This is a genomic window from Rodentibacter sp. JRC1 (assembly GCF_020521555.1).
GTDB classification, from domain to species: Bacteria; Pseudomonadota; Gammaproteobacteria; order Enterobacterales; family Pasteurellaceae; genus Rodentibacter; species Rodentibacter abscessus.
The window spans coordinates 320,214-343,943 of the sequence record NZ_BPWA01000001.1 but is presented as its reverse complement, the minus strand read 5'-3'; the positions used below and the strand labels follow the sequence as shown (position 1 = coordinate 343,943).

At 39.3% G+C, this 23,730-nt stretch carries 15 protein-coding genes; 8 read left to right on the top strand and 7 right to left on the bottom strand.

What is annotated here, in order from left to right:
* Window positions 1-119: 119 nt before the first annotated feature.
* From pmbA to HEMROJRC1_RS01480, 3 genes are all read left to right on the top strand, one after another.
* The gene (gene pmbA / locus HEMROJRC1_RS01490) at window positions 120-1,475 is read left to right on the top strand and encodes a metalloprotease PmbA (RefSeq protein WP_226691305.1); all 1,356 of its coding nucleotides are present in this window, start codon (window positions 120-122) and stop codon (window positions 1,473-1,475) included.
* A 203-nt stretch (window positions 1,476-1,678) separates the two neighbouring features.
* Complete coding sequence (hpt, locus tag HEMROJRC1_RS01485; RefSeq protein ID WP_226691304.1) at window positions 1,679-2,218, top strand: hypoxanthine phosphoribosyltransferase; 540 nt, start codon at window positions 1,679-1,681, stop codon at window positions 2,216-2,218.
* Between the two features lie 124 nt (window positions 2,219-2,342).
* A complete protein-coding gene (locus HEMROJRC1_RS01480) occupies window positions 2,343-2,996 on the top strand; it encodes a thiamine diphosphokinase (RefSeq protein ID WP_226691303.1) in 654 nt (217 codons plus the stop codon).
* A gap of 15 nt (window positions 2,997-3,011) precedes the next feature.
* Here HEMROJRC1_RS01480 and HEMROJRC1_RS01475 read toward each other — a convergent pair whose 3' ends face one another.
* From HEMROJRC1_RS01475 to HEMROJRC1_RS01450, 6 genes are all read right to left on the bottom strand, one after another.
* The gene (locus tag HEMROJRC1_RS01475; RefSeq protein ID WP_226691302.1) at window positions 3,012-3,863 is read right to left on the bottom strand and encodes a metal ABC transporter permease; all 852 of its coding nucleotides are present in this window, start codon (window positions 3,861-3,863) and stop codon (window positions 3,012-3,014) included.
* Window positions 3,856-4,713: a metal ABC transporter permease gene (locus HEMROJRC1_RS01470; protein WP_226691301.1), complete on the bottom strand. Its 858-nt coding sequence runs from the start codon at window positions 4,711-4,713 to the stop codon at window positions 3,856-3,858. The genes HEMROJRC1_RS01475 and HEMROJRC1_RS01470 overlap by 8 nt, the downstream gene beginning before the upstream one ends.
* Window positions 4,710-5,633 (bottom strand): ATP-binding cassette domain-containing protein, encoded by a 924-nt coding sequence (locus HEMROJRC1_RS01465; RefSeq protein WP_226691300.1) that lies wholly within the window; start codon window positions 5,631-5,633, stop codon window positions 4,710-4,712. Before HEMROJRC1_RS01465 ends, HEMROJRC1_RS01470 begins: the two co-directional genes overlap by 4 nt.
* Complete coding sequence (locus HEMROJRC1_RS01460; RefSeq protein ID WP_226691299.1) at window positions 5,633-6,514, bottom strand: metal ABC transporter substrate-binding protein; 882 nt, start codon at window positions 6,512-6,514, stop codon at window positions 5,633-5,635. The genes HEMROJRC1_RS01465 and HEMROJRC1_RS01460 overlap by 1 nt, the downstream gene beginning before the upstream one ends.
* Before the next feature lie 272 nt (window positions 6,515-6,786).
* Entirely contained in the window at window positions 6,787-9,558 is a 2,772-nt protein-coding gene (locus HEMROJRC1_RS01455) for a pitrilysin family protein (protein WP_226691298.1), read from the bottom strand.
* 274 nt (window positions 9,559-9,832) lie between these two features.
* Window positions 9,833-12,196 (bottom strand): TonB-dependent siderophore receptor, encoded by a 2,364-nt coding sequence (locus HEMROJRC1_RS01450; RefSeq protein ID WP_226691297.1) that lies wholly within the window; start codon window positions 12,194-12,196, stop codon window positions 9,833-9,835.
* A gap of 309 nt (window positions 12,197-12,505) precedes the next feature.
* Here HEMROJRC1_RS01450 and HEMROJRC1_RS01445 point away from each other — a divergent pair, with 309 nt between their 5' ends.
* The 5 genes from HEMROJRC1_RS01445 to HEMROJRC1_RS01425 all read left to right on the top strand — a co-directional run bounded on the left by HEMROJRC1_RS01445 (window position 12,506) and on the right by HEMROJRC1_RS01425 (window position 20,781).
* Entirely contained in the window at window positions 12,506-14,188 is a 1,683-nt protein-coding gene (locus HEMROJRC1_RS01445; protein ID WP_374707298.1) for a type I restriction-modification system subunit M, read from the top strand.
* Window positions 14,178-15,566, top strand: coding sequence for a restriction endonuclease subunit S (locus HEMROJRC1_RS01440; protein ID WP_226691296.1), 1,389 nt, complete (start codon window positions 14,178-14,180; stop codon window positions 15,564-15,566). Before HEMROJRC1_RS01445 ends, HEMROJRC1_RS01440 begins: the two co-directional genes overlap by 11 nt.
* Window positions 15,563-16,432 (top strand): FRG domain-containing protein, encoded by an 870-nt coding sequence (locus HEMROJRC1_RS01435; RefSeq protein ID WP_226691295.1) that lies wholly within the window; start codon window positions 15,563-15,565, stop codon window positions 16,430-16,432. Before HEMROJRC1_RS01440 ends, HEMROJRC1_RS01435 begins: the two co-directional genes overlap by 4 nt.
* Window positions 16,433-16,548: 116 nt before the next feature.
* A complete protein-coding gene (locus HEMROJRC1_RS01430) occupies window positions 16,549-19,686 on the top strand; it encodes a type I restriction endonuclease subunit R (protein WP_226691294.1) in 3,138 nt (1,045 codons plus the stop codon).
* 192 nt (window positions 19,687-19,878) lie between these two features.
* Window positions 19,879-20,781, top strand: coding sequence for a DMT family transporter (locus HEMROJRC1_RS01425; protein WP_226691293.1), 903 nt, complete (start codon window positions 19,879-19,881; stop codon window positions 20,779-20,781).
* Window positions 20,782-20,893: 112 nt separating this feature from the next.
* Here HEMROJRC1_RS01425 and gyrA read toward each other — a convergent pair whose 3' ends face one another.
* Window positions 20,894-23,527, bottom strand: coding sequence for a DNA topoisomerase (ATP-hydrolyzing) subunit A (gene gyrA, locus HEMROJRC1_RS01420; protein WP_226691292.1), 2,634 nt, complete (start codon window positions 23,525-23,527; stop codon window positions 20,894-20,896).
* Window positions 23,528-23,730: the final 203 nt, after the last annotated feature.

Genomic DNA, 23,730 nt, shown 5'->3' with positions numbered 1-23,730 from the left:
TTTAGCACAAAGTTTAGCATCTGTTGACATTCATTTTTGTGCTTTTATGGGGAATGAAATGAGTTATCAATAGTTTCTAAATGGGATAAAATGTACCAAATTTTGAATAGGAAAAAGAGATGAAAACAACTGAAAATCAGACCGCACTTTTAAAAACACAAGAACAGGAGTTACGCCAAGCCGTAAGTTTTGCAATTGATACGGCAAAAAAAGCCGGTGCTACTGCAGAAGTCGGAGTGACGAAATCAAGTGGTTTATCCGTTTCAATACGCTTGCAAGAAATGGAAAATGTCGAATTTACCAATGACGGCGCATTAGGTATTTCTGTTTATTTAGGGCAACAAAAAGGCAATGCTTCCACCTCGGATTTAAGTGAAAAGGCAATTAAAAATGCGGTTGAAGCCGCATTGGCAATAGCAAAATATACTTCCCCCGATGATTGTTCAGGGGTAGCCGAAAAAGAATTAATGGCGTTTGAAGCGCCGGATCTTGAACTTTATCACGCAGCGGACATAGATGTTGAAAATGCCACAAAATTAGCACTGGAGGCGGAAAAGTCGGCGTTAGATTTTGACCCGCATATTGTCAATAGCAATGGCGCAAGTTTCAACGCACATACCGGCGTGCGGGTGTATGGCAATAGCCATGGAATGTTACAAAGTTATTTATCAAGCCGTTACTCCTTATCTTGTTCTGTTATCGGTGGCGTAGAAAATGCATTGGAAAATGATTACGAATACACGGTTTCGCGTGAATTTGACAAATTGTCCCCAGCCAAATGGGTGGGAGAGCATTGTGCGGAAAAAGTGATCGCCCGCTTGAACCCGCAAAAATTAACGACACGCGAGGTGCCGGTAATTTTCTTAAATGATGTGGCAACAGGCATCATTTCACATTTTGCGGCGGCGATCAGCGGTGGTAGTTTATACCGGAAATCAAGTTTTTTACTCGATCACTTAGGCAAACAGGTTCTGCCGGAGTGGTTCAATATTAGTGAACGTCCGCATTTATTACGCCGTTTAGCCTCAACGCCTTTTGATAGCGAAGGCGTGCGCACGCAAAATTTAGAAATTGTGCAAAATGGTGTATTACAAACTTATTTGTTGACCTATTACAGCGGCAAAAAAATGGGTATGCAGAGCACCGGTCATGCGGGGGGAATTCATAACTGGCTTGTTCAGCCTAATTTAAGCGGTGGATTGACCGCACTTTTGCGTGAGATGGGTACCGGTTTATTAGTGACGGATGTTATGGGGCAAGGCGTGAATCTCGTTACCGGTGATTATTCCCGCGGCGCATCAGGTTTCTGGGTGGAAAACGGTGAAATTCAGTATCCTGTGGCGGAAATCACGATTGCGGGGCAGCTTCCTCATATGCTGAAAAATATAGTTGCCGTTGCCGATGATGTTGAGCATCGTTCCAATATTCAAACGGGATCGATTCTATTGGATAAAATGAAAGTTTCGGGGAATTAATTTGTAATTGATAATAATTCTTATTGACAATGTTTTTAATTCTGATAGGATACGCACATCTGTTTAGCAGCGATTGCAGGTTGCTCCAACAGGTAGAGTAGAAAGTAAATTCGTTAGGGCTAAAAAGGCTGAAGGTTTCAACTTCAGCCTTTTTTTTGTAGAATGGCGCGAATTATTAGCCGCATTATCGAAAAGGAAACAAAATGAAAAAACATCATGTTGATGTACTCATCTCTGAAAGCGATGTGATGTCCCGGATTGAATCATTAGGGAGCGAGATTACGGATTTTTATAAAGCCAAGCAGGTGGATAAACTTATTGTTGTCGGTTTATTGCGTGGTTCGTTTATGTTTATGGCTGATTTAGTACGCAAATTAAATCTTCCGGTAGAAATTGAATTTATGACCACCGCAAGTTACGGCAGCGGTATGACGACAAATCACGATGTGAAAATAACAAAAGATTTGGATGGTGATATTCGTGGTGAACACGTACTTATCGTTGAAGATATTATTGATACCGGCTACACCCTTGAAAAAGTACGCGAGATTTTGAAATTGCGCGAACCGGCAAGTCTAGCAATTTGTACTTTACTTGATAAACCATCGCGCCGCGAAGTTACAGTACCCGTGGAATGGGTGGGATTTAAAATTCCTGATGAATTTGTCGTGGGCTATGGTATCGATTATGCTCAGCGCCATCGTAACTTAGGTTATATCGGGAAAGTAGTTTTAGAAGAGTAAACTTAAATAGCGATACATAATTTGTAATTAAGGTATTACTAATTTACATCTATCTCAAAGGTATGTGAAAGACTGATAGTATGCAATAACTCTATAATTTATTCCTTTGAACAACGCGTATTTTTTGGAAAAAATCAAAATGAATATCGCCGTTATTGCAGGGCAAAATCCTTCCCCATTTTGTACCGCACTTTCTGCTCAATTTGATTATTTTGTCGGTGTAGATCGAGGGGCTTTGTTTTTATTGCAACAAAGTTTGCCGCTGAATATGGCAGTGGGAGATTTTGACTCCGTAAGTGCGGCGGAATTTGAAGGTGTTTTGCAACAGGCGGAAAAACTCATTCGGGCTTCTACAGAGAAAAATGACACCGACTTAGAACTTGCGATTAGCGCGATTTTCCATTGCTATCCCCAAGCAAAAGTACAAATTTTTGGTGCTTTGGGAGGGCGACTCGATCATCAAATGAGTAATCTTTTTTTGGTGGCGAACCCTGAAATTGCTCCCTTTATGTCGCAAATTGAGCTCATTGATTCACAAAACCATATTTTATTTCGCCCTGCGGGAAAGCATCTTCTTTCGCCTATTTCTCAAATGAACTATATCGGTTTTATGCCAATGCAAAGTGGAAGGTTAATGATTCGTTATGCTAAATATCCGCTCAATGAAACCAATTACTTTATAAAACCTTGTTACGGAAGTAACGAATTTATCAGGGACGAAATTGAAATCGAATTAGAGAGCGGATATGTTTTAGTTATTTATAGCAAAGATCGATAAAAGTGCGGTCGTTTTTTATGCCGTTTTGCTTATTTGCGATCTGCTGCCGTATCTAATTTGCTTATATGTCAACGCTAAGATAAAAGCCCCAGCTTGTAACAAGATGATACAAGGACCGGTTGAGGCATCAATATGATAGCTAATTATTGTCCCTAGAACACTTGTTGTAACGGATACCGCTATTGCAATGAGTAACATTCTATCAAAGCGTTTGCTTAGCGTATAAGCGGTTATACCCGGTGAGATTAGCATTGCGACGACAAGAATAACCCCTACGACCTGCATTGCACTGATAATTGTCATCGCTAATAAAATCAATAATCCGTAATGTAGTACTTTAGGTGAAAGCCCGACAACCCGCGTATGGCTTGGATCAAAGCAATAAAGCAAGAAATCCTTCCTTTTTGATATCACGATAGCGAAAATAACCACGGAAACAAGCAAGGTTTGCACAACTTCGGCTAGGCTAACACCTAATAAATTACCGAACAAAATGTGAGAAAGATGCTGATCCGTTTCTATCTTGGTAAACATCACAATACCTAGTGCAAACATTCCTGAAAAAACAATCCCCATTGCAGTATCTTCTTTTATTCGACTGTTTTCTTTTAAATAACCGACACCAAGCGAGCAAATTAATCCTGCAACAAATGCGCCGATAGTTAAAGGGATTCCTAATAGAAAGGCGACGACAATACCGGGAAGAACGGCATGAGAGATCGCATCGCCCATTAATGCCCAGCCTTTTAGAATCAAATAGCAAGATAAAATAGCGCAAATAATGGCGACGATAAGTGCGGTTGCCAATGCGTTTTGCATAAAAGGATATTGGAAGGGTTCCGCAAACCAATTTAGGAAATTATTCATTCGTTTGCTCCTTTTTACGGGATAATTTTTGTGTAATGACACCGTATTTTGGTGAAAAGAAGAAAGCCATTAGGAAAAGTGCGGTCTGAAAACAGACAATAATTCCGCCTGTTGCACCATCCAAATAGTAGCTGAGATAAACCCCTAATACACTAGTCGTTATACCAAGTGAAACCGCAATGAGTGCTAAGGTTTTAAAACGATCCGTTAATAAATAGGCGGTTGCACCGGGGGTAATCACCATTGCGATAACGAGAATTGCACCGACGGTTTGCAACGCAGCGACCACACAAGCACTGAGTAAAGTAAAAAACAATACTTTATAGTAAATAGGGCGTAAGCCTACGGATACGGCGAGGATTTCATCAAAAAAGACCAATAGTAAATCTTTCCAAAAACACAGCATAAATATTAAGCAAACGAGAATGATGATCCCCATTTGAATAATATCCTCATCAGCGATACCTAAAATATTACCTAAGATGATTTCTTGTACATTAATTGCTGTCGGGTTTAAGGAGATAATCAACAAACCTAGGGCAAAAAATGTGGTGAAAATAAAGCCGATAATCGCATCTTCACGTAATTTGGAGATAGATTTTATCCAAAGTATGGAAAGTGCCGCCAAAATACCGGAAAAAAATGCGCCTAAGGCATAAGGTAGGGAAAAGGAATACGCAATAGCAACGCCGGGTACAACCGAATGGGAAAGCGCATCACCGATAAGCGACCATCCTTTAAGCATAAGATAAGAAGATAAAAACGCACAAATTCCACCGACAGCCGCACTAAGCAACAATGCTTTCAGCATATAATCATAACTGAAAGGTTCGAGTAATAATTCCATCATAAGTTTCTATCCCGTTGCTCGGTATTTTCACTATTATTTTCGTTGCTACAAGGTTTGATTGTCGGAGCAGGCGGATCATTTTTAGTTTGACCGTAGAAGACCGCAGGTAATTCATCATCGGTGATGACGGTAACGGAGCGTGTATCTTCATCATCATGTAAATCATCACTGAGTAATTTGATATGACGTAATACACCGCCAAAGGCAAGCTCTAAATTTTGTTGGGTAAAGGTTGTTCTTGTTTCCCCCACTGCGAGGACTGTGCGATTAATCATAACAACCTGATCGCAATAATCGGGAATTGAACCTAAATTGTGGGTTGAAACAAGGATTAAATGTCCTTCACTGCGTAGTTCGGACAATAAATTCATAATTGCATTTTCAGTTTTAATATCCACGCCGGTAAAAGGCTCGTCTAATAAGATGATTTTACTTTGTTGTGCTAGTGCACGTGCTAAAAAAACACGTTTTTTTTGTCCGCCTGACAGTTCGCCGATTTGTCGTTCGGCAAGATGTTCTATTGAAACCCTTTTCATCGCTTGCTGAACTTGTTGCTTATCCTCCGGTTTTGGTCTTCTTAAAAAATTCATATAACCGTAGCGTCCCATCATCACAACGTCATAAACGGAAACGGGAAATTGCCAATCGACATCTTCGGTTTGCGGCACATAAGCAATCAAGTTTTGTTTGAGTGCGCGTTTAATTGGTAGTCCGCAAAGCTGAATATGCCCTTGCTGAGGGGTGACTAACCCCATCAAACTTTTAAACAAGGTAGATTTACCGCTACCATTTACGCCGACTAAAGCACAAGTCGTACCGCCTTGTAAATCAAATGAAACATCATAAATCGCAGTATGTCCGTTGTTATAACGAACGGTAATATTGTCAACCTGTATAGAAGTTTGTGGGGCTATGTTCATTATTTTTCAAATCCTTTTGCGATAGTTGATACAGTGGCATTGAGTAAATCAATGTATGTCGGAACCGGTCCTTTTGCCGTAGAAAGGGAATCAACGTAAAGCACGCCACCATATTTTGCACCGCTTTCTTTCGCTACTTGTTGAGCCGGTTTTGGAGAGATCGTGCTTTCACTGAATACGACAGGAATTTTGTGTTCACGAACTAAATTAATCATATTGCGAACCTGTTGCGGTGTTCCTTGTTGCTCGGCATTAATCGGCCATAAATAGACTTCTTTAAAACCATAATCTTTCGCCAAATAACTGAATGCACCTTCACTTGTTGCCAACCAGCGTTGATTTTCAGGGATTTTAGATAATTTTTCCCGTAAAGGTTGATCTAATGCTTTGATTTTTTTGATATAAGCTGCCGCATTTTGGCGATAGGCATCCGCATTTTGCGGGTCATATTTGATTAATGCTTGTTTGATGTTCTCAACATAAATTAGTGCATTAGACGGGGACATCCAAGCGTGAGGATTAGGTAACCCTTGGTAAGGCCCTTCAAAAATAGACATTGGTTGGATATTTTCGGTAACGACAACAGAGGGAGTATTTTTATCGAGGTTTTGAAAGAATCGTTCGAACCAACGTTCAAGATTCAATCCATTCCATAAAATTAAATCTGCCGATTGTGCTTTTACAATATCTTTCGGCGTTGGTTCGTAATCGTGAATTTCTGCCCCCGGTTTGGTGATAGACTCCACAATCGCCGCTTCTCCGGCAACATTTTGCGCAATATCTTGAATAATCGTGAAAGTGGTAATGACTTTAAATTTAGCATAACTTGGTAAGCTAAAAAGTGAGCCTAAAATTAGGCAAATTGAAAGAATTAAACGCATTTAATTTTCTCCTTTTTTAATTAATGCACCGAGATTATAAAATAAAAAAACATACCTGTAAATGCAAATGATTATCAAATTTGGTTTTTTGACATTATCTATCAGTCGCAAAAAGAGAATTTTATATCCAATATTTCTTGGGGTAGGGTGTCGTTAAGCGAAGCCGTAACGCACCCTACATTTGAATTAAAAACAGCCTTTTGTGCAAGTGATGCATAATACCGAAAAATATCGATATTTTTGACCGCACTTATTATCTGATATAGTCTATTTTATTTAGTTAATATGGCTTCGAATCTTGTTTGTCGGTCGAGGAGTTTTTTTGCCATAGCATTGACCTTTTCCAAGGTAATATCCCGTTCTAATTGTTGGTACAAATAGATTAAATCAGGGCTTTGAGTCAGTAAGTAACTTTGTTCGACTTGGTTTAATACAAAGACTAAACTATCAAAGTTTTGTTTGATTTGAATTTGTTTCTCCACGAGTTTTTTGGCTAATAATTCCGGTTCAACGCCTTGTTGTATGATTTCATCCATCACTTGCCGTGTGAGCTGTAGTAAGTGATTAACCCGATGAGGTGCCGCACTAAAAGTGATTCTACCTTCAGCTTGAGGAAGTTGCGGCTCTTGGAAAATAGAAACATTGACCGAATAAATACTTGATTCTTGTTCTCGCAGTAATAGACGTAGTTTTTCTTGCAAAATATCCGCTAAGACATCGAATAGATAAGCATTTTCCGCCTGCCATGGATTATTTGCGACAAAATATATCTCTACTTCTGCTCGTGGCTCTGAAAAACCACTAACAACCAATCGTTTCTCAGGTATTGCTACTTTAACGGCGTAGCTTGGACGCAATTGTTCTTTTACCTCCAAGTTCGCTAAATAATGTTTAGCGAGTTTTCTTACTTCGGATACGGCAATATCGCCCACGATAAAGTAGATAAAGTCGGTTTTTTCAGCCAAATAATGTTGGTAAATTCGGCTTAATTTAGAGGCTGAAAGTGCGGTCAGATTTTGCGCTGTTTGGCTATAAACGGTTTCTACATTAGGGTGGCGTAGTTTTGCTACCTTGCGTGCAAATTCGGTTTCTTTATCTTTTTTATGCAAATATTCCAATCCGTCTTTTTTATACTTCTCTAAAACATCCGGATCCACTGGGGCGGATTGTAATTTTAAGCGAAACAGTTTTAACACATTTTCAAAATCGTCGGTTTTACTTGCGCCAATAAAACCTTGGTAATAATCATCTAAAACCGTTGATAAACCAAGCGGTGTTTTGCGGAATAGATGAAGAAAATCTTGTCGGGATATTTCGCCGATACCGCTTTCATCCACCACTTTCGCCGCAGAACGCAACAGATGAAAGTCATGTTCGGGTACGGAACGTACACCGCCTGCGGTCATGGCTTTGAAATACACCTGTTTTGGTGTTTTATCGCTATATAAATAAATTAATTTACTACCGTTACCGAGTTGAAATTCATAAATATCCCCCTGATCTTTCCGTATTTCTTGAACGATGTCGCCTTCCGTTAAATTAAGCGGTGGTAGCGTTTGTTTGGTCTGTTGATTTTGCCAGTTCGGTTGGGAGCGGTTAAAACTGATTTGCCAAAGATTTTCCACTTCTGATTGATTTAATGTCAATTTATGTTGTGGGTCAGGTAAAGTCACCAACATTAATTTTGACGATAATGCCATAATACGGGCAAATTCTTGTTCCACTTCTTGCTGTGTAATATTTTTCAATAAACGGGATTTAAGTCGATATTTTTGCGATTTACTTAAAAACACAGGATTTTTCATCACACTTGTTGCGAGTAATTGGGTGGCGATACGCAAACTTCCTTCTTTTAAATCCAATCGACGTTGATTTAACGCTTGTAACCGTTCAATTTCTTGTTTGAATTCCGTTTGGCTAAAACCATGTTGTTTAATTTCTGCCATAAATTGGAACAACAATTTTACCCCTTGCTGATAGTCCGTATTATTGAGCTGTAAGCTAAACAAATGCTGTTGTGTTTCTCGTCCTAGCAGAGAATCGTAAAAAGCGGCGGAATCAATCAACTTCGGATGTCGCTTTTCCCATTCTTGTAATCGGGTATTGAGCAGACCTCCCATAACTGCACGAATTAAATCCTGTTTGTAACCGGCTTCAGTATTCGTTTCTTGGAATGGTTCAAACAAGCTGAATTCAATACTGCGATAATCAGTTTCTTTTTCTGCCACAGTTGCAAAACGCAAGTGATTGATTAATGGAATATGAAAATCAATTTTTTCTAATGGCGTAGCCGGTGTTTTGGCGTGAGCGAATTTTTGTTTAATTAATGACTGAATTTTAGTTTTATGAATATCGCCGACGATCACTAAAGACATATTGTCCGGACGATACCATTTACGATAAAAATCTTTTACACGTTGTGGTGATACGTTTTTAATGATACTCACATCACCAATCGGGTCTCGTTGGATATAACGGGAATTCGCCATTTCAATTGCACTTTTTTTATCACCAAGGCGCAGCACAGGGCTAAGGCGTGCCCGCCATTCCTCCAATACAACGCCTCGTTCGGCATCTAAGTCTTGCGGTAAAATGGTTAAATGATTCATCCATTCGTCTATCACTTCTAAGGCAAGAGAGAGTTTTTGTTCATCGTTATTGGAGAGATTAAGGGTATAGACGGTATTTTCAAAATCGGTAAATGCGTTAATATCACGAGCAAATGTCATACCTAATTTTTCTAGGGCATTGATGATCTGATTGCCCGGATACTTTTGCGAACCGTTAAATGCCATATGCTCAACGATATGAGCCACGCCTTTTTGATCCTCATCTTCATTCATAGAACCGGCGTTAACCACAAGACGGAGATACACGCGATCTTTAGGGTCATCATTTTCTAATATGTAATAACGTAAGCCGTTGGCTAATTTACCCTGCAAAAGGTCAGGGTGAAAAGGCAACGTATTCTGATTCTCTGATGTGGTTTGTGTACAGCTTACTAAAGTCATAAATAAAAATAAAAGTGCGGTCAGTTTTTTCATAATTTTTGATAGAGGAAAGAAAGGGCGTTTTGTACGCCCTTATCAGTTGATTAAAACATTATTTTGGTGCGTTACGGCAAGCCTAACGCACCCTACCGATCTTAAAATATCGGGATTGAAACCGGGGTCTTGCTTAACCGAACCCTACCGTGATTGATGTAAAGTGATAGGTGGACAAATTTTTTGCCCACCATTTCCCCCCCCCCTGATATTTCAGGTGGTGGCTGTAGGGTGCGTTAGGCTTGCCGTAACGCACCGCTTACATAATACCAGATTAAAATTCGTAGCCTATTTCTAACCAGAATTCTCGACCCGGGGTATATTCACCGAAGTTTTCCGAACCGCTACGTTTCATAATTTTACGGGTTTTATTTAAGACATTTAGCACATCCACTTGAATATAAGGTTTGTGCTGTTCGGCAATCGTTGGTTGCCAACGTAAACGCATATCCCATTGTGTATGACGGCCGTAATTGAACGTGCGGTAGATTGGTTTTTCCGATTGTTCATCTACTTCTTTATAGCCTCGAATCGGTGCTTTCACCCAAAGATAATTTGACCAAGTGATCCCATAATCGGGGATTACCATATCAAGGTTGTAACGAAGTGTCCAATCTTCAGTGCTGGCATTTATTTTACGGCGCATTTCTTCACGAGTCATCACTTTTCCGTCTAAAACGACTAATTCTTTACCGTTTATATCGGAATAGACATCACTAAGTTTTGTATCAAGCCAGTCAAAAGCGAAGCCGGTATTCCAATAGGTGTTCCCTAATTTCCAAGGTTCAATATTATTAACTTGGAAAGTATAGACATTCACATTATAAGGCTTACCGTTTTTATATTCGGATACTTTATTACCTTCATTATCTTCGTAACGATCCAATATGATACGTTGGCGATTTTGGCGATAAATATATTTGAGATTAAAGGCGAAATTGCCCCAGTTTTGTTCTAAACCTAGGCTTAATTCATTGGCATAAGGCGTTTTCAGTGATTTGAGTTTATTATAACGACGGGTTTCGTTTTCGTTTAATTTGAGAATTTTATCCGTGAGTTTTAAAGAAGCGAATGAACGTCCGTAATAACGGTTATAACCGACACTTAATCCGGTATCTTCAAAAGGTTTCCATTTGGCGACCAAACGTGGTGCTATATTCGTATTTTTTAGATAATCATCACGTTCGGCACGTAAACCCATACGAAATTCAAAGTTACGCCATTTCATCAAATCTTCTGCGTAAAGTGCAAAGTTTTGGTACTGACTATTGGCTTTTCCTCTTTTTGCTTTCAATTCTTTAGGGCTATCAGGCACTAAATCCGGCGAAAGAGTAGGATCAAAAAAAGTGATTTTTCCGGTAACATCTTGATCCCGATTAAATTTATATTGGGTAAATTGGTAAGTCGTACCAACGGAAATATTATGATTTACATTCCCCCAATCAAAAGCATTCAAGGCATATTCCGTGGAAATCGACAGGTTACGCTGTCTTAATTGGCTATCACCGTAACCACCGATTTCAATAGAATCATCAAGACCGGGAATAATGAGCGTTTCTACATCGGCGGATTCGGAATCACGTTTATCTGTCATTTGATCATAAGCCAATGTGGTTGTAAGTATTCCCGAATTGAAAGCGTGAATCCAAGCGAGTGTCGCACCATAAGCTTGGTGATAGTCTTTCACGTTATTGTTTAACGTATGTGAATAGAATTTACTTTCACGATAATTAGAATAGCGTAATCCTAATTCGAAACGATCATCAGCATTAGGTGTCCAGTTGAAATTGATTAAACCATTGTCTGACTGAAAGCGATAGAATTGATTATCACGTTTACCTTCTTTTGAGACTAATTTACTTTGTTGAATATTTGACCCTCGGCGACTCAGCCCGATAACGACACCGAGATTATCCGTTAATGCTTGTTCGGCAACGACATTAAAGAATTGTTTTTTATATTTAGGCTGGTAAGTAGCTTGCAGCGTGGCATCAGGTAAAATGCTGTTTAATTTATCCTGTAAATCTGTATCGGCGTGTAATTTAGCCCATGAAGATCTTGTTGTTCGGTAATTCAGTTTAACCCCATTTTTACCGCTATATTGGCGGGTTTTTGCAACAACAGCGCCACCGGTAAACCCTCCAAGGCTGGCAGAGATATTGCTATCGTGAACAACAATAGAAGAGAGCATATTGGCATCAAAGAAATAAGCTTGGGTGTGTCCAAGCCCGGGAACGACTTGCATTGCCCCGTCAAACACTTCGCTATCCGCCATTAAATCATTATTCACATTCACATTATCCACAAAAAAAGCGGTTTGGTTAGGCTCAGCACCATTAATGGAAATATTTTCAGGTTTGATTTCACCGCGCTGTGTGCCATTTTGGTCGCTTTGCTCAAAACGTACGTGAGGATTGGTTTTCAGATAATCGGTAATATTGCCGTTAGAATTCGGCATATTTTTTATTTTTTCTTTAGAAATGGTTTGTGAAGAAGAGAGTTCCTGCGTTTGGTTTGCATAAACCACGATTTCTTCAAGTTGATTTTTCTCCTTAGGCGTTTTTTCAACGGCGAATGAATAAGTTGCGAGCGCAGAAAGACTACAAGCAACAAAGCAATGAAGATAAGATAGCTTCATTTTAATTAGCTCCTTTTATATTGTGCAATAATTAATCGAATAAAAAATTGATTTTCATTATAACTTTATTTCTAATTTAATGATAATTGTTTTTATTTGTGATTTAAAAGGCATTCAATGATTAACTGAAAAGCCGTTTTTAGATTTAGTGATTTGCCGAAATTTTTATAAAGATGTTATTGCCCGCTTATTATTCAACTCTCGGATTGTTTTTCCGCTTTTATTCAACTACAATTTTCTCGATTTTTATCACAAGAAATTTATACAAAAAAGAGGTGTTTTTTATGGCAAACGAAAATTTAATCCAACATAATCCTGACCGAACCGAACCGAACCGAACCGAACCGAACCGAACCTTGCCTAAATAGCGATCTAAGTCAAGCCTTTTTAAAGGATTTAGATAATAAATTATGGGCAGCCGCCAATAAATTACAAGGGTCGGTGACGGCTTCTGATTATAAGCACGTTGTACTAGGATTTATTTTTCTTAAATATATTTCTGACAGTTTTACTCTCCGACAAAAGACACTTCACCAACAATTCAACGATCCCAACCACGAATTTTATTTTGATCCAAGTTTTTATCTAGCGGATGAATTTGAAGAACGTTTCCAAGCGGAACTCAACGACCGGAATTATTACATCGCTGAAAATATCTTCTATGTGCCGGAGCAAGCCCGTTGGGAAAATCTGAAAAATGTCGCTTCATTTAACAGCGGAGCAGAATTGCCTTGGGGCGGAAAATTTAAAAGCGTAACTAGTCTTATAGACGATGCCTTTGAAGCCATTGAACAAGAAAACCCAAAACTCAAAGGGGTTTTACAACGTGTAGCACGTTTCAATGCGTCTGAAAAATCATTAATAGGTTTAATCAATCTTTTTTCTAATACTAACTTTAGCGAGCCTAATTTTAATGGTGAGCCTATACATTTAGCTTCCAAAGATATTCTCGGACACGTTTATGAATATTTTTTAGGTGAATTTGCAAGTGTAGAAGGGAAAAAAGGAGGGGAATATTTTACCCCTAAATCTATCGTAACCCTGATGGTTGAAATGCTAGAGCCTTATACAGGGCGAATATATGACCCTGCAATGGGTAGTGGCGGATTTTTTGTGCAGGCAGACCGATTTATTCATAGTCATCAACGGAATAAATATAATGTTTCTATTTATGGACAAGAATTTAATTCAACTACCTATAAACTCGCTGTGATGAATATGGCTATTCGAGGGTTGGAGTTTGATTTTGCTAATGATGATACCTTGCAACACCCTAAGCATATCGACAAAAAAATGGATGTCATTATGGCAAATCCGCCATTTAATAAGAAAGATTGGTGGGATGAAAGCATTGCCAACGACCCACGCTGGCAATTCGGCACACCGCCGAAAGGCAATGCCAACTTTGCGTGGATACAGCATATGCTTTACAGCCTAAGCGAAAAAGGCAGAATGGGCTTGGTGCTTGCCAACGGCTCAATGAGCAGTCAAACCAATAACGAAGGCGAAATCCGCAAAGCCATTGTGCAGGCGGATTTAGTGGAAGCGATGGTCGCCTTGCCAAGCCAACTCTTTACCAACGTAACGATTCCAGCCTGTATCTGGATTTTAAACAAAGCCAAAAAACGCAAAGGCGAAGTGTTATTTATTGACGCACGCAAAATCGGCTATATGAAAGACAAAGTCTTGCGGGATTTCACCCCTGAAGATATTGCTCAAATCGCCGATTGCTACCACCAATGGCAAAGTAATCAAGGCTACCAAAACCAAGCTGCCTTTTGTTATTCGGCAAGCCTAGAGGAAATCGCCCAAAATGAGTTTGTCCTCACCCCCGGCAGATATGTCGGCACCGAAGAAATCGAAGATGACGGAATCCCCTTTGCAGAAAAAATGCAAAATCTGACCGCTCTTTTAAACGAACAGTTTAAACAAAGTGCGGAATTGGAAGCGAAAATTAAAGAAAGTTTAGGAGGGTTGGGGTATGGCATTTAATATTACCGAAATAAATTTTAATATTCCTGATAATTGGTCTTTAGTTAAATTATCTGATTTAGCTAAGGTGAATCCTGATACATTGACAAAGAAAGATAATTTTAAAGAAATTTGTTACATAGATATATCTTCAGTATCAAGTCATTTTTACGAAAAACCAAAGTTAATATCTATAAATGATGCACCAAGTAGAGCTAAAAGAAAATTAAAAAATAATGACATAATTATTTCTACTGTAAGACCAAATTTAAAACAATATGCTTTATTAACTGGGGTCGAAGATAATTGGATTGCTTCAACTGGTTTTTGTGTTATTAGAGCTAATAATGAAAATTTAGCTTGGTATTTATATTCCTTAATTACATCAGAAATATTTACAAATTATTTAATTCAGATTGCTGATGGAGCTGCTTACCCTGCATTTAATTCAAAAGAAATTGAAGATGCAGTAATTCCTCTTCCTAATGAGAATGTATTAAATAGTATTGTAAAGCTAGCAAGAAATTTTTATAAAAAAATAGAACTCAACACCCAAACCAACCAAACCCTAGAACAAATCGCCCAAGCGATTTTTAAAAGTTGGTTTATTGACTTTGACCCAGTTAAAGCCAAAGCGCAAGCTATTGCCGAGGGCAAAACCGAACCCGACATCACCCTTGCCGTAATGCAAGCGATCTCGGGCAAAACTACCGAAGAACTGACCGCACTTCCCCCAACCCAATACCAAACCCTCCACCAACTCGCCAAAGCAATGCCGAGTGAGATTGGGGAAAATGGCGTGCCAGTGGGGTGGGAGTATTTTCGAGCTGATGATCTTTTTGATGTGGCGATAGGTAAAACTCCTCCTAGAAAAGAGCCTGAATGGTTTTCAGAAGAGCCTAAAAATGTTCAATGGATTTCAATTAAAGATATGGGAGCATCTGGAGTATTCATTACTAAAAGTAGTGAATATTTAACAAATGAAGCAGTAAATAAATTCAATGTAAAACGTATTCCTAATAATACTGTAATTTTAAGTTTTAAATTAACAGTAGGGAGGGTTTCTATTACAACATCAGAGACAACAACGAATGAAGCAATAGCACATTTTAAATGTTCAAATAAATCTAATTTAACTAGTGAGTTTTTATATCTTTATTTAAAAACATATGATTTTAATAGTTTAGGTAGTACATCATCTATTGCAACAGCAGTTAATTCAAAAATGGTTAAGGATATTTTAGTTTTATTGCCAAATAAAGAAGTTATTGATTTTTTTCAAGAAAAAGTAACTCCTATTTTTGAAATGATAAAAAATAATACTTTTGAAAACGAGGTTTTAGAAAAAGCTAGAGATGAATTATTACCTAAGTTGTTGAGTGGGGAGGTTGGTGTATGAATGATATAAAGGTAATAAATATAGATAATATACCAGTTTGGAATAAAAATACTCTTAAATTTGAAAAAGAAATTTATTCAGATAAATATAAAGGTGAAATTTATTGTATAAAAATAGAAGAACCTGAACAATTAAAAGAGCTTTTTGAGTATATATTTAAGCAGGAAGAAAATAAAACAGTTCAGTTTTTCTATCGAGGTCATAGAGATTCAAATTGGCGATTAACAAGTAGTTTAGAAAGGGAAATATATAAAAAGGTTAAAATAGTTGTAGATCAAGAACGTTATAATAAAATAAGAAATGATCATTTAGAAAAATTTAAGGAAAATGGAAAAATTTGGTTAAAAGATCAAAATTTAGTAAATGATGAACGTGAGCTTTGGGCGATAGGACAACATTTAGGTTTAAAAACACCTTATATTGATTGGACTAGAAATTTTTACAATGCATTATTTTTTGCCTTTGAAAAATTTGATACTAATGTAAAGTATAGAGCGGTATATAGTTTCAGTCATCATTTATTTAAAGATGATGAATTGATTATACCTAAAACTGATTATTATAGAAGGCTTACAGCTCAACAAGGAGTTTTTACTGAGTGGGGATTTGATTCTAGGATAACAGAAAAACTAAATGCATTAGAAAAATACATAGAGAATAATGCTGATTTGCAGAAAAAAGAACAATATGAACGTCATAAAAATAAGTTAGCCACTAAGTTTTATATTGCCAATTCTTTAAGAGATGATGTTATTTCACATTTAAAACATATAGGAATTGACCATTCAACAATATATCCTGATTTAATGGGGGCAATATCCTTAGCAAATGATGAATTATCGTATATGTTAGAAAATATGAAGTAATCTAGGGTGCGTTAGGCAAAGCCGTAACGCACTATAAAAACGACAAAATATTGGAAATTGGTGCGTTACGCCTGACGGCTAAAGCACCCTATGGGCAAAATATGGTAAGGAAAAATATGCAAATCAACGAAGCGGTGTTAGAGCAGAGTGCGATTGAGAAATTGCAGGCGGTGGGTTGGCAGTATGTTCACGGCAAAACGATTTTAGAGGGCTTGTATAATCCGTGGCGGGAGCGTACAAGTGCGGTCATTTTTGAGCCGATTTTGCGTCAAGCGGTGGAGCGGTTAAATCCGCAGTTGCCAATGTTGGCGGTCGATCAGGTGTTAAGCAAAGTTCGCCAAATTGAGGGGCGGGATTTGTTGGAAAAAAACCAAACCGTCTACGATTTTTTACGCAATGGCGTGCCGGTGGTGTATCAGCAAAATGGAGAACAAAAACACGATGTGGCGTTGTTGCTTGATTTTCAAGCGGTGGAAAATAACCATTTTTTGCTGGTTAATCAGCTTGATATTCAAGGCTCGAAAGGCAAACGGATTCCTGATTTGATCGGTTATGTGAATGGCTTGCCGTTAATGGTGTGTGAGCTGAAAAATCCGCTCAATATTGAGGCGGATTTAACGATGGCGTGGCGGCAGTTGCAGACCTATAAAGAAGAAATCGCTGATCTGTTTATTTTTAATCAGCTTTTGGTGATTTCTGATGGTATAACCGCTCGGATTGGTTCACTCTCTGCCCCCTTTGAGCGGTTTACCCCTTGGCGTGTGGTGGATGAAAAGCAAAACAGCCTGCGGATTCCCTTTGAACAGGAGCTTGATGCGGTCATCAATGGCGTGCTGTTGCCGGAGGTGTTATTAGATTATGTGCAGAATTTTGTTGTGTTTGAAAGCAATGAAAAGGGCAAAATTATCAAAAAATCTGCCGCTTATCATCAATATTATGGGGTGAATGAAGCCCTTGATTGCACGCTGATTGCAAGTGGCGAGCAGGGCGATCGCAAAATTGGTGTGATGTGGCACACGCAAGGCTCGGGTAAATCCCTTTCAATGCTGTTTTATGCAGGGAAATTATTAGCCCAAAAAGCTTTGAAAAATCCGACTATTGTGGTGGTGACGGATCGTAATGATTTAGACGGTCAGCTTTATCAAACCTTTTGTGCGGGCTTTGCGGTGTTGAAACAAACGCCTGTGCAGGCAGACGGGCGAGAGGCGTTACGCCAAGCGTTAAACAGCCGAGAAGCCGGTGGGGTGATTTTTACCACCATTCAGAAATTTGGCTTATTAGACGGAGAGGATCGCCACCCTGTGTTAAATATCCGTGAAAATATCATCGTGATTTCCGATGAGGCTCACCGCAGCCAGTACGGATTTAGCCAAAAACTTAACGCCAAAGGGGAATATCGCACGGGCTATGCTCAATATCTCCGCCACGCCTTGCCGAATGCGTCTTTTATTGGCTTTACCGGCACGCCGATTGAGGCGGAGGATAAAGACACGCAAGCGGTGTTTGGGCGTTATGTGTCGATTTATGATTTTGAAGATGCGGTGATTGATGGGGCAACGGTGCCGATTTTCTATGAGGCTCGCCAAATTAGTTTAGGCGAAAGCCACGAATTTGACGAGGTGGTGCGAGAAGCGGAGCAGATCGATGAAAATGAGCAGGGGTACAAGTTCCGTATTTATGAGGAATTGGTGGGCAACGATCAACGCTTGGAACGTTTAGCGGCAGATTTTGTGTATCACTTTGAACAACGCCTTGCGGTGGTGGACGGCAAGGTGATGATTGTGGCAATGAGTCGGGCGATAGCGGTCAAATTATTTGAAAAAATAACCGCTTTACGTCCTGATTGGGCAAGTGATGAGGTTACACAAGGGGCGATTAAGATTGTGATGACCAGCAGTGCAAATGATGAGCAGAGTTGGCAGAGACATAATCAAGATAAGAAAACCCTCGAACGCCGTTTTAAAGATCCTGATGATCCGCTCAAAATTGTGATTGTGCGGGATATGTGGCTGACGGGCTTTGACGCTCCGTGCTGTCATACGATGTACATTGACAAGCCGATGAAAGGGCATAATTTAATGCAGGCGATTGCTCGGGTGAATCGGGTGTTTCATAATAAAAGCCGTGAAAATGGCGGCTTGATTGTGGATTATATTGGGCTGACGGAAGAGTTGAAAGAGGCGAAACGCCAATATACCAACGCAGGCGGTAAAGGCTCGGATGTGAAGCACGATGTGGAAGCGGTATTTGCCAAATTGCGAGAGCATATCAGCATTATTCGGGGGCAATTTGCCACGCCTGTGCAGGGAAGAGCGGTCGAAATTTCTGGCATTTTGCAATTAAGCGATCCCAATGCGTTGCTCAATGGCATTTTACAGGCGGCAAACCATATTTTGGCACTCGATCAGCATAATCCGGAGGGCAAAACACCCCGCAAAAATGCGTTTTTAGAGACGGTTCGGCTAGCGAAAAAAGGGCTTTCTTTGTGTGGGGCATTGCCTGAAACCGAACCTTATAAAGCCGAGTTGGCGTTTTATGATGCGGTGCGAGCCACGATTGTGAAAAATAGTACGACTAAAGAAAGCACCACAGGCAAGAGTGATAAACAGCTTAAACTCACCGAGTGGCTTAACCGTGCGATTACCTCCGATGGCGTGGTTGATTTGTTTGACTTATTGCATAAAGATCGCCCCAATATCAGCCTACTTTCCGATGAATTTTTAAGCACGGTAAAACAAAGTGCAATCCCCAATTTATGGCTCAGTGCGGTGGAAAAATACTTAAAAGCGGAAATTCGGGAACGTAGCATCGCCAATCTTGCCACTCAAAAAACTTTTGAACAACGGCTAAAAGAAGCGATGAACCGCTATCATAATCAGCAATTGTCGGTAATTGAAATTTTAGAGGAACTTGTTCAGCTCGCCAAAGATTTCCAACAAAAACAGGCACAGGGCGAAATGCTAGGTTTAAGTCAAACGGAATTAGCCTTTTATGATGCTTTGGCTCAAAATGAAAGTGCGGTCAATTTATTGGGCGATGTGGTGTTGGTGCAACTTGCCAAAGAACTCACCGATTTAATCCGCCGATCCGTAACGATTGATTGGCAATATAAAGATGCCGTGCGGGCAAGAATGCGAATTTTTATCCAACGCTTATTAAGACAATACAAATATCCACCCGATCTGCAACGTGAAGCCATTGAGTTTGTGATTCAACAAGCGGAAGTGATTGGGGAGGAATGGAACAAGCAATAGCCTCGGTATTTTGAGAGAAAATGTGCTTGGTTTGATCTGCCGCCTTTAAAAAGTTAGATTAATAACTAACCGATTAAGGCGCAGATTTTTATAGCTGACATTTGTTCAATAGTTCTATTGGTTCATTAGGATCATAATATATAATCACCTGCCTATAGCAATGATGATCGAACGGATATATAGAATAAAAATATGAAGCACGAGTTATTGGCAAGAATTTCTTATATTATTTTAATGGGTATTGGTTTTCCTATTATGAGATATATGAGCCTTCATTTTGAAACAATTAATAATAATGCAGTAAGGTTTTTATCCGGTGGTATATTATTTTTAATTATCTGTGCGATTCGGTTTAGAAATGAAGTATATGGAATTATTCAAAAACCTAAATTAATTATATTGCTTTTATTGTTAGCCGTATTTATGACAAGTAATATGTATTTTTTCATTACAGGTTTAAGATATACATCTGCTGTAGCCGGAAGTGTGTTTGGTATTTTAGCAATGCCGTCAGCAATCTTTATGGCTGCCGTTTTTTACCAAGATGAACGAAATAAAATTAAAAATATCCGATTTTATCTTGGGGCAATTATTGCGATTATGGGATCTCTTTATTTTGTTTTTTCAGGCGAGAATTTATCTGGAGAAAATAGTTTTGGCTACGGAGCATTATTACTTGGTATTGCGATCTTTATTCAATCTATTCAAAATTTACTTGTTAAATATGTTTCAAAAGAATTAAATACGATAGTAATTAGTACATTTACAGCAATTTTATCAGGTATGATATTTTTATGTTTTTCATTACATACAAATTCATTTAGTCAATTATATAATGTTAGTTATATTTTATTAGGCGGGTTAGTTTTAGCCGGAATGTATGGAATGCTTACGGGAATGTTAATGGCATTTTATATTGTGAAGAAACAAGGCATACTGGTTTTTAATACATTACAACTGGTTATCCCGATTTCAACCGCTATTGTTGGATATTTCAGTTTAGGAGAAACTATTAATTTGGCACAAGCAATCAGCGGTTTAATGGTGATTTTAGGTTGTGTCATTATTTTGAAAAAAGACTCTGTTCTGAAATGATGAATTAAATTTGTAAATGAATATCTTTCTATAAAAAAAACTGCACCCTTATCAGTTAATATTTAATCCAATTTTAGGGTGCAGGTTAATTTAGTGAGTTTTAGAATTACCTTTACTCATTTAAATCATCTGATGTTTCATCATCTACATCGCAAACACGTTCAAGGCTTACCACGTGTTCGTCTTCTGCGGTACGGATTAGGCGAACACCTTGAGTGTTACGACCAACAATCCCTATTTCACTTACACGTGTGCGAACCAGTGTACCCGCATCGGTAATCAACATAATTTGATCGGTTTCTTCCACTTGGGTTGCAGCAACAACTTTACCGTTACGCTCGCTCACTTTGATGGATATCACACCTTTAGTATTACGTGATTTGGTTGGATATTCTGATAATTGTGTACGTTTACCGTAACCATTTTGTGTTGCGGTTAAGATTGCCCCTTCCCCTTTTGGAATGACTAACGAAATCACTTTATCAATATTGAGATCTAAGGTTTCTTCCGAGTTTTCATCAGAAACTTCTTCAATTTCGACCGCACTTTCATCATCGGACAACTCATTTGTTAAGGCAAGTTTTATACCGCGGACACCGGTTGCCAAACGTCCCATTGCACGCACCGCACTTTCAGCGAAACGTACGACACGGCCTTGAGAAGAGAACAACATAATTTCATTGTTACCGTTAGTAATATCCACGCCGATTAATTCGTCTTCATCACGTAAGTTCAAGGCGATAATACCGTTTGAACGTGGGCGGCTAAATTCGGTGAGTGCAATTTTTTTCACGATACCGCCGGCAGTCGCCATCACCACAAATTTATCTTCTTCATAAGCGGATACCGGTAAGATCGCCGTAATACGTTCGTTTTCTTGCAACGGAAGAATATTCACAATCGGGCGACCACGTGCGCCACGGCCTGCTTGCGGAAGCTGATACACTTTCAACCAATATAAACGCCCGCGACTTGAGAAGCAGAGAATCGTATCATGTGTATTGGCGACTAATAATTTTTCAATGAAATCTTCTTCTTTCATTTTTGTTGCCGATTTACCCTTACCGCCTCGGCGTTGCGCTTCATAATCGGTAAGCGGCTGATATTTCACATATCCCTCGTGAGAAAGGGTTACAACAACATCTTCTTGCGCAATGAGATCTTCTAAATCAATATCGCCGGAAGCTGTGGTGATTTCGGTTAAACGCTCATCACCGAATTGTGCTTTCACCTCTTCCAATTCTTCACGAATCACTTCCATTAATCGTTCCGCACTATTGAGAATATGAAGAAGATCGGCAATTTTTACCAATAATTCCTGATATTCTTTTACCACTTCTTCAAATGCAATACCGGTTAAACGGTGCAAACGAAGTTCTAAAATCGCATTAACCTGTGCGGGAGATAAATAATATTGTTCGCCTTGAATGCCTAAATGTTCTTCAAGATCATCAGGACGGGCATTAATATCAAGTAAATTAATAATATCGCTATGTAACGTCCAAGAACGGGAGCTAAGGGCTGCTGCTGCCTCTTCACGGTTTTTAGAATGACGAATAATACCGATCATTTCATCAATATTAGAACGTGCAACCGCTAAACCTTCTAAAATATGGGTGCGTTCGCGTGCTTTGCGTAATTCAAAAATCGAACGGCGGGTTACCACTTCACGGCGGTGAAGTACAAAGGATTCAATGATTTCTTTCAGGTTGAACAAGCGTGGCTGACCATGATCCAATGCCACCATATTGATACCGAAAGTAACTTGCATTTGTGTCAGTGAGTACAAGTGGTTTAGCACCACTTCACCTACGGCATCCCGTTTGATATCAATTTCAACACGAATCCCTTCTTTGTTGGAAAGATCGGTGATATTGCTGATACCCTCGATTTTCTTCTCACGAATAAGCTCGGCAATTTTTTCTACCAGTTTCGCCTTATTCACTTGATAAGGCAATTCGGATACGATGATTTGCTCACGACCTTTTTCATTGGTTTCAACCGCTGCACGGGCACGAACATAGATTTTACCACAACCGGTGCGATAGGCGTCTTCAATCCCTTTACGACCATTAATCAATGCGGCGGTTGGGAAATCCGGACCCGGAATATGCTGCATTAATTCATCGATCGTGATTTCATTGTTATCAATATAAGCCAAACAGCCGTTTAACACTTCATTTAAGTTGTGCGGCGGAATATTGGTCGCCATACCTACCGCAATACCGGAAGAACCGTTTGCAAGAAGGGCGGGAATTCTGGTTGGCAAAACATCCGGAATCATCAATTCGCCGTCATAGTTTGGTGAGAAATTTACAGTTTCTTTATCTAAATCGGTGAGTAAGGCTTGCGTAATTTTTTGCATACGTACTTCGGTATAACGCATTGCCGCCGGCGCATCGCCGTCAATCGAACCGAAATTACCTTGACCATCCACTAACATATAACGAAGGGAGAAAGGTTGCGCCATACGTACAATGGTTGCATATACGGCAGAATCGCCGTGAGGGTGGTATTTACCGATTACATCACCCACCACACGGGCCGACTTTACATATTTTTTATTCGCTGTGTTGCCTTCGCGATCCATCGAGAATAAGACGCGACGGTGTACCGGTTTTAAACCGTCACGAACGTCAGGTAAGGCACGCCCGACAATGACCGACATCGCATAGTCGAGATAAGAAGATTTCAGTTCTTCTTCAATATTGACAGGGGTAATAGAGGAATGGATTGAATCCGTCATGGGTATTCCTTTTTCGATCAAAAAAATTGCCTGAATTGTAGCATAAGAGAGGGTTTTTCCCTAGTTTTTCCCATGAAAAAACGGCGTCTCATTTTTGATGAAACACCGTTTGTTTAAAAACAAGGTTAAAACTAACCGCACTTTTTAGCTTATTGTACCGGCGCGGTAGGGTGTGTTAGGCGAAGCCGTAACGCACCACAATT

What these genes read in the sequence shown, in the direction of transcription:
- pmbA (WP_226691305.1), top strand. Translation starts at nt 120, where the DNA reads ATGAAAACAACTGAAAATCAGACCGCACTTTTAAAAACACAAGAACAG.
- hpt (WP_226691304.1), top strand. Translation starts at nt 1,679, where the DNA reads ATGAAAAAACATCATGTTGATGTACTCATCTCTGAAAGCGATGTGATG.
- HEMROJRC1_RS01475 (WP_226691302.1), bottom strand. Translation starts at nt 3,863, where the DNA reads ATGAATAATTTCCTAAATTGGTTTGCGGAACCCTTCCAATATCCTTTT.
- HEMROJRC1_RS01470 (WP_226691301.1), bottom strand. Translation starts at nt 4,713, where the DNA reads ATGATGGAATTATTACTCGAACCTTTCAGTTATGATTATATGCTGAAA.
- HEMROJRC1_RS01465 (WP_226691300.1), bottom strand. Translation starts at nt 5,633, where the DNA reads ATGAACATAGCCCCACAAACTTCTATACAGGTTGACAATATTACCGTT.
- HEMROJRC1_RS01460 (WP_226691299.1), bottom strand. Translation starts at nt 6,514, where the DNA reads ATGCGTTTAATTCTTTCAATTTGCCTAATTTTAGGCTCACTTTTTAGC.
- HEMROJRC1_RS01455 (WP_226691298.1), bottom strand. Translation starts at nt 9,558, where the DNA reads ATGAAAAAACTGACCGCACTTTTATTTTTATTTATGACTTTAGTAAGC.
- HEMROJRC1_RS01450 (WP_226691297.1), bottom strand. Translation starts at nt 12,196, where the DNA reads ATGAAGCTATCTTATCTTCATTGCTTTGTTGCTTGTAGTCTTTCTGCG.
- HEMROJRC1_RS01440 (WP_226691296.1), top strand. Translation starts at nt 14,178, where the DNA reads ATGGCATTTAATATTACCGAAATAAATTTTAATATTCCTGATAATTGG.
- HEMROJRC1_RS01435 (WP_226691295.1), top strand. Translation starts at nt 15,563, where the DNA reads ATGAATGATATAAAGGTAATAAATATAGATAATATACCAGTTTGGAAT.
- HEMROJRC1_RS01430 (WP_226691294.1), top strand. Translation starts at nt 16,549, where the DNA reads ATGCAAATCAACGAAGCGGTGTTAGAGCAGAGTGCGATTGAGAAATTG.
- HEMROJRC1_RS01425 (WP_226691293.1), top strand. Translation starts at nt 19,879, where the DNA reads ATGAAGCACGAGTTATTGGCAAGAATTTCTTATATTATTTTAATGGGT.
- gyrA (WP_226691292.1), bottom strand. Translation starts at nt 23,527, where the DNA reads ATGACGGATTCAATCCATTCCTCTATTACCCCTGTCAATATTGAAGAA.